The sequence below is a fragment of the Veillonella sp. CHU732 genome (genome assembly GCF_003992085.1).
Classification (GTDB): Bacteria; Bacillota; Negativicutes; order Veillonellales; family Veillonellaceae; genus F0422.
On sequence record NZ_RQVC01000007.1, the window covers coordinates 1 to 13,600 of the forward strand.

Annotated in this window: 12 protein-coding genes; all 12 read left to right on the forward strand. The window is 42.5% G+C overall.

The window, feature by feature from the left end; all coding sequences use genetic code 11:
- Positions 1–1,116 precede the first annotated feature (1,116 nt).
- The 12 genes from cysK (at position 1,117) to EO121_RS04255 (ending at position 13,573) form a co-directional block, all read left to right on the forward strand.
- Positions 1,117–2,040, forward strand: a complete 924-nt coding sequence (gene cysK, locus EO121_RS04200; protein WP_127166264.1) for a cysteine synthase A — start codon at positions 1,117–1,119, stop codon at positions 2,038–2,040.
- Positions 2,041–2,295: 255 nt separating this feature from the next.
- Positions 2,296–3,321, forward strand: a complete 1,026-nt coding sequence (locus EO121_RS04205) for a sulfate ABC transporter substrate-binding protein (RefSeq protein WP_127166266.1) — start codon at positions 2,296–2,298, stop codon at positions 3,319–3,321.
- A complete protein-coding gene (cysT, locus tag EO121_RS04210) occupies positions 3,302–4,177 on the forward strand; it encodes a sulfate ABC transporter permease subunit CysT (protein WP_240629387.1) in 876 nt (291 codons plus the stop codon). Before EO121_RS04205 ends, cysT begins: the two co-directional genes overlap by 20 nt.
- Positions 4,178–4,184: 7 nt before the next feature.
- On the forward strand, positions 4,185–5,012 hold the full coding sequence (locus tag EO121_RS04215) for a sulfate ABC transporter permease (RefSeq protein WP_127166268.1): 828 nt from the start codon (positions 4,185–4,187) through the stop codon (positions 5,010–5,012).
- Between the two features lie 109 nt (positions 5,013–5,121).
- A complete protein-coding gene (locus EO121_RS04220; protein WP_127166269.1) occupies positions 5,122–6,183 on the forward strand; it encodes an ABC transporter ATP-binding protein in 1,062 nt (353 codons plus the stop codon).
- 81 nt (positions 6,184–6,264) lie between these two features.
- On the forward strand, positions 6,265–8,073 hold the full coding sequence (locus tag EO121_RS04225; RefSeq protein ID WP_127166271.1) for an adenylyl-sulfate reductase subunit alpha: 1,809 nt from the start codon (positions 6,265–6,267) through the stop codon (positions 8,071–8,073).
- Entirely contained in the window at positions 8,057–8,371 is a 315-nt protein-coding gene (locus EO121_RS04230) for a ferredoxin family protein (RefSeq protein WP_127135891.1), read from the forward strand. The genes EO121_RS04225 and EO121_RS04230 overlap by 17 nt, the downstream gene beginning before the upstream one ends.
- A 10-nt stretch (positions 8,372–8,381) precedes the next feature.
- Entirely contained in the window at positions 8,382–9,281 is a 900-nt protein-coding gene (cysD, locus tag EO121_RS04235) for a sulfate adenylyltransferase subunit CysD (RefSeq protein ID WP_127135890.1), read from the forward strand.
- On the forward strand, positions 9,281–10,951 hold the full coding sequence (locus EO121_RS04240) for a sulfate adenylyltransferase subunit 1 (protein ID WP_127166273.1): 1,671 nt from the start codon (positions 9,281–9,283) through the stop codon (positions 10,949–10,951). Before cysD ends, EO121_RS04240 begins: the two co-directional genes overlap by 1 nt.
- A gap of 129 nt (positions 10,952–11,080) precedes the next feature.
- Positions 11,081–11,923: an energy-coupling factor transporter ATPase gene (locus EO121_RS04245; RefSeq protein ID WP_127166275.1), complete on the forward strand. Its 843-nt coding sequence runs from the start codon at positions 11,081–11,083 to the stop codon at positions 11,921–11,923.
- Positions 11,908–12,777, forward strand: a complete 870-nt coding sequence (locus EO121_RS04250; RefSeq protein WP_127166277.1) for an energy-coupling factor transporter ATPase — start codon at positions 11,908–11,910, stop codon at positions 12,775–12,777. The genes EO121_RS04245 and EO121_RS04250 overlap by 16 nt, the downstream gene beginning before the upstream one ends.
- Positions 12,767–13,573, forward strand: coding sequence for an energy-coupling factor transporter transmembrane protein EcfT (locus EO121_RS04255; protein WP_127166279.1), 807 nt, complete (start codon positions 12,767–12,769; stop codon positions 13,571–13,573). Before EO121_RS04250 ends, EO121_RS04255 begins: the two co-directional genes overlap by 11 nt.
- Positions 13,574–13,600 lie beyond the last annotated feature (27 nt).

Consider the following 13,600-nt stretch of genomic DNA (forward strand, 5'->3'; position numbering starts at 1 on the left):
CCAGCCAGATTGATCAAGTAGCAACTATGGTATACCTCATAAGGCCTGGGATAAGCAGGGCTCATGATTTAAAGGAGCGAGAAGCGACGCATAAATCATAGAGCATCGCTTAGTTCCTAGCGTAAGATTTTGAAGCCCAAAGGGTGCACAAAATCCACAGCTAGGAACAAAGCAGGAAAAGAGAAGTATGAAAATGTAAAAATAGAAGAAATGACGCATAAATCATAGAGCATCGCTTAGTTCCTGGCGTAAGGTTTTAAAGCCCCGAAGGGGCGTATAAAACCCACAGCCAGGAACAAATAGGAAGTCGCTGATTAATAAAAAAAGAGCACCCAATAGGGTGCTCTTCTTTTATTAGTTAATAGTCTTAAATCCACTAAGCCGTTTCCAGCCAGATTGATCAAGTAGCAACTATGGTATACCTCATAAGGCCTGGGATAAGCAGGGCTCATGATTTAAAGGAGTGAAGCGACGTATAAATCATAGAGCATCGCTTAGTTCCTGGTGTAAGGTTTTAAAGCCCCGAAGGGGTGTATAAAACCCACAGCCAGGAACAAAGCAGGAAAAGGAAAAGTTCCTGGCGTAAGATTTTGAAGCCCCGAAGGGGGGGGATAAAACCTACAGCCAGGAACAAATAGGAAAGTTGCAACTGACAAAGTACAAAAATAGCTCTTTCCACTAAATATGCCAAAAGTAATATATATATTACGACACCGTAAGGTGTCTTTTTTTTATCTCTACACATAAAATAATATATAACAATTCTCATTTTTAGAATTGTATATTTATGTATATAGTTTTACCCTATAGTGTTCTATAGTTTATATCCAATTGACTACATAGGAATAAGAATATACAATAGTAGACGTTACTATAGGTCTATGTTAAGGCGGTAAGTAGATACTATCTATAAGTATCTGTCGATACATATGTAGTAAATATAAAATAAAAATATATATTTATAAAATTGGATATAGATATTATCAATATATTAAATTTATAGATTAATGATCAAACTATCGTAGCAGATAGATATATTTTCACTACATATTACGTAGTATATATTAACCAGCTAGTTATGTACATAAAAAACACAGCAGTAAGGGGGAACCAATCATGTACCAGCACGTAACAGATTTAATTGGCTCTACGCCTTTGGTGGTATTGGATGCTTTCACAAAATTATATCAATTAAATGGTCGTTTGTTAGGAAAATTAGAATATTTTAATCCACTGGGTAGTGTGAAGGATCGTGTTGCCTACGGAATGATCAAAGAGGGAATTGACTCTGGGGTGATACAAAAAGATACGGTGCTCATTGAACCTACTAGTGGTAATACGGGGATTGGTCTTGCCTTTGTAGCAGCGCAAATGGGACTTAAATTAATTCTTGTCATGCCGGACACGATGAGTGTGGAGCGTCAACGTATCGTACGAGCATTGGGGGCGTTGGTTGTGCTTTCACCAGGCATAGAAGGGATGAAAGGAAGTATTCGGGTAGCTGAGGAGTTACAACAAATTCATGGCAATGCTTTCATCTTGCAACAATTTACAAACCCTGCGAATCCTAACACTCATTATGAGACGACAGGTCCTGAGATTTGGAAGGATACGAATGGTGAAGTAGATGTATTTATTTCCTCTATTGGTACTGGCGGAACGGTGACTGGTGTGGGTCGCTATCTAAAAGAGCAAAACCCAAATGTGCAGATTATCGGCGTAGAGCCGACGACATCTGCTGTACTATCTGGCAAGGAAGCAGGCCCTCACGGGATCCAAGGCATTGGTGCAGGATTTATCCCGGATGTATTAGATACTAAGCTGTTAGATAAAATTGTCACAGTTTCTACAGAAGATGCCTACGCATGTACGCGGACAATCGCTAAAACAGAGGGCTTGTTACTGGGCATTTCTTCGGGGTCTGCCTTACAAGCAACCATACAAATTGGTCAGGATCCTACTTACAAGGATAAGAATATTGTTGTATTACTACCTGATGGTGGGGAGCGCTATTTATCGACAGGGATTTTCGATGCCTAGTACATATTAGCCTATGATTCTAAAGCAAGTATTTATAGATTTAAAATGTTTAATGTAATGTATGAGTGTTCCTTTTCTAGATGCTAGTAGGCCATATATGGAATTAGCGGATTTATATACTATGTATTAATTGAGCCTATGGAATTTTATATAAAGGCTAGTAGTGCACACTAGAAATAAGTAAGGGATTGTGTGTAATATTCTGCTAAACGACAGGATAGTAATGTGCCTTAGACATGACGATGGAGGGTATATATGAAACAAAAACGATATAGAAACTGGCTCATCGCCATGATAGGGGTTGCTTGTATAGGGACTTTCACAGGATGTATGAAAGAGCCCAAAATAGTAGGCAATGAGGTACACATTACAAATGTATCCTATGATAGTACCCGTGAGTTTTATGAAGACTATAACCGCCTATTTCGTGAGCATTATAAGGCTATCACTGGAAAGGATGTGCATGTCACGCAATCTCACGGTGGCTCTAGTGCACAGGCGCGGTCCATCATCGAAGGTAATGATGCCGATATTGTGTCCTTGGGGTCTTCACAAGATATTGAAATGCTGAACCGTGTGCACTTGCTCGATACGAATTGGGAGAACATGTTTCCCAACCATTCGGCTCCTTATACGTCGACTATTGTATTTTTAGTGCGTAAGGATAATCCTCAGCATATACAAGATTGGGTAGATTTAGAGAGGTCTGGGATTTCCATCGTAGCTCCAGATCCGAAAAGTTCTAGTGCGGCTTGTTGGATATTCATGGCGGCTTGGGACCATGGACTTAGGGCATACGGTACAGAAACGGGTGCCAAAGGGTATGTAAAATCTCTTTATGACCATGTGAAAGTCTTAGATGCTGGTGCTCGTAGTGCGGCGACGACGTTCGTAGAAAATAAGCAAGGGGATGTGCTCTTGATTTGGGAAAATGAAGCCTTACAAATTGTGAAGAACTATCCAGGTCAATATGAGGTGGTGACTCCTAGCACAAGCATCGTTGCAGAGCCTAATGTGGCTCTTGTAAAAGGAATTACAGATCGAGATCAAACTACAGAGGTAGCTCGTGATTATATTCAATATTTATACTCTGATGAAGGGCAGCGGTTGATTGGTTCTTATGGATTTAGACCGTCCAATCCAGCTATTTTACAGGAGTTTTCTTCGACTTTTAACCATAGGATAGAGTTAACGACTATCCACACCTATGGCGGTTGGGATGCAGTGTATAAAAAGTTTTTTGATGAAGGTGGGGTATTTGATGAAATCTATGGAACATAATACATCGTGGCTTTCACGAATGATAAACCCAACATCGACACGAATCATTCCAGGTATGGGCTTGTCCTTAGGCATTACCATTGCCTTATTATCGATCTGTATCATCATTCCTTTAGGGTCAGTGTTTTCCCATGGACTGTCCTTGCCTTGGGATACTTGGAAAGTATTGCTTACTAAAGCGAATGTAGTACAAGCCTTTACAACTAGTTTATTAACAGCCGCTATTGCAGCAGCTATCAATGTAGTATTTGGTTTTATCTTGGCTTGGGTTCTGGTGCGCTACACATTTCCAGGGAAATCCTTACTGAACAGCATGATAGAACTCCCTTTTGCACTACCCACAGCAGTGGCTGGGATTACCTTATCGAAGCTGTATACTGATACAGGTTGGTTTGGATCTATCTTGTCGCACTGGGGGATTCACGTGGCTTATAGTCAAATAGGCATTGTAGTAGCCCTCGTATTTGTAGGGATTCCTTTTGTGGTGCGGTCCTTGGAACCGGTGCTTGAAACCTTAGACCCTATTTATGAAGAGGCAGCTTTCATGATGGGCGCCAGTAAATTTAGATTGTATCGACAAGTCATTTTTCCTGAATTATTGCCACCCTTACTGACTGGTTTTAGTTTAGCCTTTGCTAGAGGGATTGGCGAATATGGTAGTATCATTTATATTTCAGGGAATAGTTTTAAAAATCACACGCAAGCTGTGTCCTATGTGATTATGCAAAAATTAAATTATGCCGACTATAGCAGTGCTACGGCCATCGCTATCGTGCTACTAGGCATTTCGTTTTCTATCTTGTTAGTAGTGAATCTAATTCAGAATCATCATGCAAAGCGCATTAAAGGGAGGTAATAGGTCTATGAAAGGACGATACGGTTCTACCTTGTTAATTCTATTAGCTTGGGTATTCATTATTTTTATGCTCCTTATTCCTATGCTTTCAGTAGTGTATCAGTCCTTGTCGTTAGGTTGGCAATTTTATGTGCAGTCTATTAGCACTGTTTATGTAATGAAATCTTTGGGGCTGACCATACTGGTGATGGTCATTGCTATGTTGGTGAGCGCCATTTTCGGCGTGGCAGCTGCCTTTGCGGTATCAAAATTTGATTTTCCTGGTAAAACATTGATAGCTACTTTGGCAGATATACCTTTTTCTGTATCGCCAGTCATTGCGGGCTTAGCCTTTTTACTTACTTTCGGTAGATTGGGATGGTTAGGACCCTACATTAATCAGTTCAATGCGTGGACAGGGTTAGATATTCGTATTGTCTTTGCTATACCAGGGGTTATCTTGGTTACTGTATTCATGACGATGCCCTTTGTATTCCGTGAAATCTTGCCAGTCTTGCTGAATCAAGGTCGAGAAGAAGAGGAAGCAGCTGCATTGATGGGGGCTTCTGGATGGCGTATTTTTAAGGAGATCACCTTTCCTCACATCAAATGGCCTTTGTTGTATGGGGTTATCTTGTGTGGTGCCCGGGCTATGGGTGAATTTGGAGCAGTGGCGGCTGTATCTAAGGCGAGGGGATCTACGTTTACCTTGCCATTAGAAATCGATGCTCTTTATATGTCTGGTACTGAAAGTGCCGTGGTAGCATCCTTTAGTGTGTCGTCGGTGCTGATTCTATTGGCTTTCATCATGATTGCTTTGCGCACCTATGCAGCGCATAAAGCTAGCCATCGGTAAAGCAGGTTAGTGATAGAGCGAGGCATCGGTGAGGCAAGTCAATGATAACGTAGGTCAAGGGTTGTCAACGATACGAATTATCATCGATACAGGTAGAGGGAGGAAATACATGTACGTTAGTTTATCGAATATATATAAAAATTATGGAGACTTTCAGGCGTCGAAAGATGTGTCCTTGTCCATTGAGAAGGGCAGCTTGGTAGCCCTCTTAGGGCCTAGTGGAAGCGGGAAGACGACTATACTACGGATGATTGCCGGTTTGGAAACACCAGATCGAGGCGATATCTGTATCAATGGGACACGGGTCAATACGGTGGCGCCTGCAGACCGAGGGATTGGATTTTTATTTCAAAGTTATGCGTTGTTTCGCTATATGACGGTGTTTGATAATATTGCCTTTGGATTGACCGTGAAGAAAGTGGGCAAGGAGGAAATTCGTCGCCGTGTGACGGAGCTCATTGATCTCATCGGACTTAGTGGCTTAGAAGATAGATATCCGAGCCAATTATCTGGTGGACAACGGCAACGGGTTGCCTTTGCTAGAGCGTTGGCACCAAATCCAGAGGTGTTGCTCTTGGATGAACCTTTTGCAGCCATCGATGCAAAGGTGAAAGAAGAACTTCGTATGTGGTTGCGCAATACGATTCAGCAAATTGGGATTACTACTATCTTTGTGACACATGACCAAGAAGAGGCCTTAGAAATGGCAGATCAAATTGTGGTGACTAACAAAGGTCGCATTGAACAAGTGGGAACGCCACAGGAGATTTACTGCAACCCAAAGACTCCTTTTGTGGCTAAGTTCTTAGGTAAGTCTTCTATGGTAGAAGGGTATGATGTGTTAAAGGGCTTTCAGAAAATCGACAATGTGAAAGAAGCCTTAATTCGACCAGAATATATCAGCATTCATCCCCAAGGATCATTGCACCGCTATCGCAGCGTGGTGGAGTTAGGTCATATTGAGCATATTTTATTTAAAGGAAATCGTTTGGAAGTGACGGTCCGGATTGGTGAGTTAGTACTGGTGGCGAATCATACTATCGATGGACATGCTTTCAAAGTAGGAGATGCGGTGGATGTGTTGATTTCTAGAATTTGCATCTATGATGAGACGGATACGTATCTAGTAGAAAATGAAGGTATGAATACAAGTAGCTTGTTCTATATTTAGTATGAAACTTTCAAAAGGTATAGATAAAGCAGAAACAATATATACAAGGGTATACACGCATGGAAGGAAAGGGTGCATAGGATGTTAGGAAAGAAAGAGCGACTGCGCACAGATGTGCTGATTATCGGCGGGGGGACGGCTGGTTGTTATGCAGCGTTAACCATAGGAAAAGCCAGCGATGCTCGTATCATCGTGGCGGAGAAGGCGCATATTAAACGAAGTGGCTGTTTGGCAGCAGGGGTGAATGCTATCAACTGTTATATTTTGCCCAATCGTACAGTCCAAGATTATGTGGACTATGCCACGAAGGATGCGGAGGGCATTGTGCGAGATGACTTGTTGCGTACTATGTGCGAACGAGTGAATGGCACAGTCCATGAGCTAGAACGATTAGGACTAGTGATTTTGAAAGACGACCAAGGCAACTACGTGGCTCGTGGGAATCGAAATATTAAAATTAATGGTGAAAATATTAAGCCTATCTTGGCGAGTGCTGTAGAATCTTTGGAAAATTGTCAGGTGATTAATCAATTAGTTATCACGGATTACATTGTGAAAGATAACCGTATCTATGGTGCTGTAGGATTCCATAAAGAAACGGGTACCATCTATGAGATTGAGGCAACCTACGTAATCTGCGCTACTGGCGGTGCCTCTGGAATTTATAAACCTAACAATCCGGGGTTCTCTCGTCATAAAATGTGGTATTCCCCGTTTAATACTGGGGCGGGCTATGCCATGGGTATTTTACAAGGGGCGGAGATGACGACCCTAGAGATGCGCTTCATTGCCCTTCGTTGTAAAGATACTATTGCCCCTACAGGGACTATTGCCCAAGGGGTAGGAGCGAAACAAATCAATAGTCTTGGTGAGAACTATGAAAGTGTATACGGCATCACTACTTCACAACGTGTGTACGGCACCGTACAGGAACAGGTGGAAGGCAGAGGACCTTGCTATTTAGGAACGAAGGGGATTTCTCCAGACCAAGAGCAAGACTTGCTGAAAGCCTACCTCAATATGGCACCAAGCCAAACATTGCGTTGGGTAGAACGTGGACAAGGACCTGCCACAGAAAATGTAGAAATTGAAGGTACAGAGCCATATATCGTAGGCGGTCATACAGCGAGTGGCTACTGGGTTGATACCCATCGAGAAACGACTATCACTAACCTATTTGCTGCGGGTGATGTAGCAGGGGGAGCACCTCAAAAATATGTCACAGGAGCCTTAGCAGAAGGAGAAATTGCTGGGGATGAGATTGTGCGACGATACAAAGAGCAAGGTGAAGTATCGTCTGTAGAAGAGAAACCGTGGTATAAGGAAACCATTGATACAATTGTAAAACGATATTTAGCGCAAGTTTTCAGTAATGATGATTCTATGCAAGCCAGATATAACGATAGTTCTGCACAAATCGGCACAAATAATGGGGCTGAACTAGTTCACACTAATGATAGTACTGTACTGGCTAGGAAGAGTTCTACCTTAGCCCACATCGAGGCACATGAACAACGATTACAGGATATTATGGATGTCTATGCCGGTGGCATTAGCCAAGCCTACAAATACACAGAAGAAAGCTTAGGCGTTGCGAAATTAAAATTAGAAGCCTTAGCAAAAGACGTAGAGCAACTACAGGCAAGCACATTACATGAACTGTCCTACCTCTATGAATTGCGAGATCGCATTGTGGTGGCTCAAGCCTTAGTGGCTCATTTAGAGGGACGTAAGGAAACACGTTGGCACAGCTTTGGAGAGCATGGAGATTACCCACATTGCAGTGATGAGAGATTGGTGTACGTCAACTCCGTATATCAAGATGGTGAATTTCAGGTCTTTCAACGGCCACTAGTGGAAAAGGGGGATACTTATGAGCATACAAATTAATAAGGATACTTGTATCGGTTGCGGTAGATGCCAGCAAGTATGCCCTGGGACATTAATCTATAAAGATGAGGCGAAGAAAGCTTACATCGCCTATCCTTCTGATTGTTGGGGCTGCGTGTCCTGCGTAAAAGAATGCCCTGTAGGAGCCATTTCCTTTTTCTTAGGAGAAGACATGGGTGGTAAGGGCGCTACTATGGTAGTGCAAACAGAAGGTCATTTATTGCACTGGGACATTACGAAAGTAGATGGAACTGTGCAACGAATTACAGTGAATGCAAAAGAAAGTAATGCCTATTAAGGAGGTCAATATGAGTCAATTCTCTCATTTAGATGAATTAGAAGCGGAAGCTATATATATTATTCGAGAGGTAGCCGCACAATGTGAGAATCCAGTGATGCTATACTCCATTGGGAAAGATAGTTCGGTGATGCTGCATTTAGCGATGAAAGCTTTTTACCCAGCAAAACCGCCATTCCCATTCTTACATGTGAACACGACTTGGAAGTTCAAAGAGATGATTGAGTTTCGTGACAATGTAGCGAAGAAACTAGGTATCGAAATGCTAGAGTACATCAATCAGGATGGGGTAGATCGTGGCATTAATCCATTCGACTCTGGTGCAGCCTACACAGATATTATGAAAACACAAGCGTTAAAACAAGCGTTAGACAAATACGGTTTTGATGCAGCCTTTGGGGGCGGTCGTCGAGACGAAGAAAAATCTCGTGCGAAAGAACGTATTTTTTCTTTCCGGAATGAACAACATGCGTGGGATCCAAAGAACCAACGGCCAGAAATGTGGAAACTGTTTAACACAAAAATCAACAAAGGGGAAAGCATGCGTGTATTCCCAATCTCTAACTGGACAGAAACAGATATTTGGCAATATATCAAACGAGAAAATATCGATATCGTGCCATTGTATTTCGCAGCAGAACGACCTGTAGTGGAACGTGATGGCAACTTAATTATGGTCGATGATGAACGATTCCGCTTACAAGAAGGTGAAACAGTAGAAAATAAATTAGTTCGATTCCGTACATTAGGCTGTTATCCATTAACAGGTGGCATTGAATCGAATGCGACTACCTTAGATGAAATCATCGAAGAAACATTGAGTGCCGTATCCTCTGAACGAACTACACGGGTTATCGACAGTGAAGCGGCAGGTAGCATGGAACGACGCAAACGGGAGGGCTATTTCTAATGAAAAGTTTATTGAAATTCATTACATGTGGCAGTGTAGATGATGGAAAATCTACATTGATTGGACATATCTTATACGATTCCAAATTATTATATGCAGACCAAAAGGAAGCCCTTGAATTAGAAAGTAAGGTGGGCAGTCGTGGTGGCAAAATCGACTATTCTTTGTTGCTAGACGGTTTGATGGCAGAGCGTGAGCAGGGTATCACCATCGATGTGGCATACCGTTATTTCACGACAGACCATCGCAGCTTCATCGTGGCAGATACACCAGGTCATGAAGAATATACTCGCAATATGGCGGTAGGGGCATCCTTTGCAGATTTGGCAATCATTCTGGTGGATGCTAAGCAAGGTGTGTTGGTGCAAACACGTCGTCATGCTCGTATCTGCGCTTTAATGGGTATCCAACATTTCATCTTTGCAGTGAATAAAATGGACTTAGTGGACTATAGTGAAAGTCGATTCCAAGAGATTCAAGTAGATATTCAAGCATTACAACAAGAATTGCAACTAGCGGACATTGCTATCATTCCTGTATCGGCTACAGAGGGAGATAATATTACCGTTCACTCTCCGCACATGCCTTGGTACAAGGGCAATACCTTACTCGGCCATTTAGAAACAGTAGATATCCAAGCTTTTGAAGAAGAAGGCTTCTATTTGCCAGTACAACGTGTGTCTCGACCAGACCATACCTTTAGAGGCTTCCAAGGACAAGTAGAAAGTGGTACCCTTCGTGTGAATGACACAGTGTGCATCTTACCAAGCGGTGAAACGGCAGTGGTGAAATCTTTAATTCGAGGATTTGATTCTGTCGAGGAAATTCACGTAGGAGAAGCGGTGACCATCCAATTAGACCGTGAAGTAGATGTGTCCCGTGGTTGCGTCATTGTAAATGGCACAGAGTTACAGGTGAGCGCGAAGCTAGAAACGACATTACTATGGATGGATGATACTACCTTGCAAGAAGGCAGAGAATATCTGATCATGGCAGGTACGAAATTAGTGTCTGGGGTAGTGAGCAAAATTCGGTATGCTGTGGATGTGAATACAGGCGATCATGTGGATCGAGATGGATTAAGCAAAAATGAAATAGCTCGTTGTGTTTTGACTTTACAAGAGCCAATTGTGGTGGATACTTTCACTAAGCATAAAACATTGGGCGAGTTCATCCTTATCGACCGTGTAAGTCATATGACAGCGGCCTGTGGTGTTATCCAAGATACCCTCGATAAAGGAGAGGAACTGTACACATTTATTGGCGATGCCGTGCGTGGTCGTGGCGATATTTTTGAAGAATTCTACTACGATGTGGAAGGGTTAACCGTAGATAAAGTAAGACCTGAATGTGCCACATACCATGTGGGTGATGCGATTCCGCTTACAGGAGATAGTTACCAATATCCAAGTACTTTCGATATCCTAATTCTACGTGATAAAGTCTATATTTCTGTGCGAGATGGTGTCATCACAGCCATCGCTCCATTGCGTGAGTATACCTACCAAGGTGTGCCATTGCTAAACGGTCGTGGCTTTGGTATTGAGGTACACTCTGGCGAAGAATATACTCAATTCTTAGCGGATATTGAAGATTCTAAGAATCTAAATGATACTTTCGGAAAATGGTTGACTTTCACAAGTTATCGTCACATTGCTTTCAAAAAATAAATTGTATTGTTAACCATATAAACCTACAGCAGGTTGCCTATTGTCCTAAACCTCTCTACAAGGTATAATGAAGTAGATTGTAATACGAAGTAACAATTGTACTTACGTAGAGAGGAAACCAAAAACAAGATGAAACAAGTTATGATCAGTACGGACCATATGAGTCATGTGTATCAAGATGAAATGGGCCGTGAGGTACACGCCTTGCAGGATGTGAGTGTTCACATTCATGAAGGTGAGTTTGTTAGTATTATAGGGACCAATGGGAGCGGTAAAAGTACTCTAGCCAAACATTTTAATGTCCTATTGCAACCTACATCTGGTACCGTTACCGTGTTAGGAATGGATACAAAAGAAGAACATTTAATTTGGAATATTCGCCAAAATGTGGGCATGGTATTCCAAAATCCAGATAATCAAATCGTGGCAGCCATTGTAGAAGAAGACGTGGCGTTTGGGCCAGAGAATCTAGGCGTGCCAGCCCCAGAGATTCGCAGTCGTGTGGATGCAGCCTTGGCGGCGGTAAACATGTCGGACTATGCGTTGCATGGACCTCATCTATTATCAGGGGGACAAAAGCAACGCATCGCCATTGCTGGCGTTTTAGCGATGAAGCCGAAATGTATCATTTTAGATGAGCCAACGGCTATGCTCGATCCGAAAGGGCGCAAAGAAGTCATGGATACGGTGTACCGTCTCAATAAAGAAGAAGGCATTACTATCGTATATATTACGCACTTTATGGAAGAAGCAGCGTTAGCAGATCGTATCATTGTGATGAAACAAGGTAAGGTCATCGATGAAGGGGCACCAAAAGATGTGTTTATGAATGTAGATACCTTAAAAGGTCTCGGACTGGATGTGCCGGTGCCGTCAGAAATTGCAGTGCGCTTACAAGAACAAGGAGTAGCTATGCCAAAGGGTATTACTACCAATGAAGAACTAGGGGAGGCCATATGTCAATTCAATTAGAACATGTTACCTACACCTATGGACAGGGGACACCTTTTGAAAAAACGGCTTTGCATGATGTGAACTTGACCATTCACGAAGGTGAGTTTGTAGGCATCATCGGACATACAGGGTCTGGTAAATCCACCTTAGTTCAACATTTAAATGGCTTATTGCATCCTACCTCAGGTACCGTCACAGTCAATGGGGTAGATTTAGTAGGTAAAACAGAAGAGGTAAAACAAACACGTCACAAAGTAGGCATGGTATTCCAATATCCAGAACATCAACTATTCGAGGAAACCATTGCTAAAGACATTGCCTTTGGTCCTAAAAATTTAGGCTTTGATGAGGCAGAGGTGGATCGCCGTGTGCGAGAAGCGATGCAATTTGTAGGCCTAGACTACGATACCTATGCAGAGCGTTCTCCTTTCCATTTGTCGGGTGGACAAATGCGCCGTGTGGCTATCGCAGGGGTTATTGCCCTAGATCCAGACTATTTAATTCTCGATGAACCATCTGCTGGACTTGATCCATTTGGACGAGAAGAAATCTTTGGAGAAATCGTGAAATTGCACAAGGAAAAAGGGATTACCGTTATTCTTGTATCCCATAATATGGAAGATATTTCTCGCATGGCGAATCGATTGATTGTTATGCACCAAGGGCAAGTCTTATTAGACGGCAATCCTATCGAGATTTTCCATAATGACCGTGAGATATTGCAATCTGCTGGTGTGGATGTACCGCCATTGTCGCAAACATTGCAAGCTTTGGCAGAACGAAATATACCTGTGAATATTGACCATATTCATGTCCATGAGGCAGTAGCAGATATTTACGACTATCTCAAGGAGGTGCACCATGCTAAGTAATATTACTATTGGCCAGTACTTCCCAGGAGATTCCGTACTCCACCGCATGGACCCACGGGCTAAGATTATAGCCACTATGATTTTCATTATTGCTATTTTCTTTGCGGATAGTTTAGTGACTTATAGCATTGTGGCGGCCTTTACCTTCGGTTGTTTGGGGCTATCTCGTTTGCCAGTGCGGCTCGTGTGGCTCTCCATTAAACCATTGTGGATCATCATTGTATTCACCTTGGCTATTCACGTATTCACTACGCCGGGGGAATACCTATTCACCTATGGATGGCTGCACATCAGCCGAGAAGGTCTTAATTTGGGAGGCCTTATGGCAGGGCGATTGATTTTCTTAATCGTATTCTCTTCCTTGTTGACCTATACTACATCCCCTATCCGATTGACGGACGGTATTGAAAGACTCCTAAACCCTTGGAAACGCTTTGGTGTGCCAGCCCATGAATTAGCGATGATGATGACCATTGCTTTACGATTTATTCCGACTTTGTTAGAGGAAACAGATCGCATTATGAAAGCTCAAGAATCTCGTGGTGCTGATTTTACTACAGGATCCTTACTAAAACGAGCTAAAAATATGGTGCCTTTATTAGTGCCATTATTTATTAGTGCGTTCCGCCGTGCCGATGAATTGGCAGTGGCTATGGAATCTCGTTGCTACCGAGGCGGAGAGGGTCGTACTCGCTTGAAAGAATTGCAATACAGTCAATTAGATACCTATGGTATTGGTGCCGTGGTACTTGTGAGCGTTGTATTAGCCGTATTGCGCTGGAGCTTTGGTATATAAGAACTAATTGTATAGGCTAGTCACAGA

What these genes read in the sequence shown, in the direction of transcription:
- cysK (WP_127166264.1), top strand. Translation starts at nt 1,117, where the DNA reads ATGTACCAGCACGTAACAGATTTAATTGGCTCTACGCCTTTGGTGGTA.
- EO121_RS04205 (WP_127166266.1), top strand. Translation starts at nt 2,296, where the DNA reads ATGAAACAAAAACGATATAGAAACTGGCTCATCGCCATGATAGGGGTT.
- cysT (WP_240629387.1), top strand. Translation starts at nt 3,302, where the DNA reads ATGAAATCTATGGAACATAATACATCGTGGCTTTCACGAATGATAAAC.
- EO121_RS04215 (WP_127166268.1), top strand. Translation starts at nt 4,185, where the DNA reads ATGAAAGGACGATACGGTTCTACCTTGTTAATTCTATTAGCTTGGGTA.
- EO121_RS04220 (WP_127166269.1), top strand. Translation starts at nt 5,122, where the DNA reads ATGTACGTTAGTTTATCGAATATATATAAAAATTATGGAGACTTTCAG.
- EO121_RS04225 (WP_127166271.1), top strand. Translation starts at nt 6,265, where the DNA reads ATGTTAGGAAAGAAAGAGCGACTGCGCACAGATGTGCTGATTATCGGC.
- EO121_RS04230 (WP_127135891.1), top strand. Translation starts at nt 8,057, where the DNA reads ATGAGCATACAAATTAATAAGGATACTTGTATCGGTTGCGGTAGATGC.
- cysD (WP_127135890.1), top strand. Translation starts at nt 8,382, where the DNA reads ATGAGTCAATTCTCTCATTTAGATGAATTAGAAGCGGAAGCTATATAT.
- EO121_RS04240 (WP_127166273.1), top strand. Translation starts at nt 9,281, where the DNA reads ATGAAAAGTTTATTGAAATTCATTACATGTGGCAGTGTAGATGATGGA.
- EO121_RS04245 (WP_127166275.1), top strand. Translation starts at nt 11,081, where the DNA reads ATGAAACAAGTTATGATCAGTACGGACCATATGAGTCATGTGTATCAA.
- EO121_RS04250 (WP_127166277.1), top strand. Translation starts at nt 11,908, where the DNA reads ATGTCAATTCAATTAGAACATGTTACCTACACCTATGGACAGGGGACA.
- EO121_RS04255 (WP_127166279.1), top strand. Translation starts at nt 12,767, where the DNA reads ATGCTAAGTAATATTACTATTGGCCAGTACTTCCCAGGAGATTCCGTA.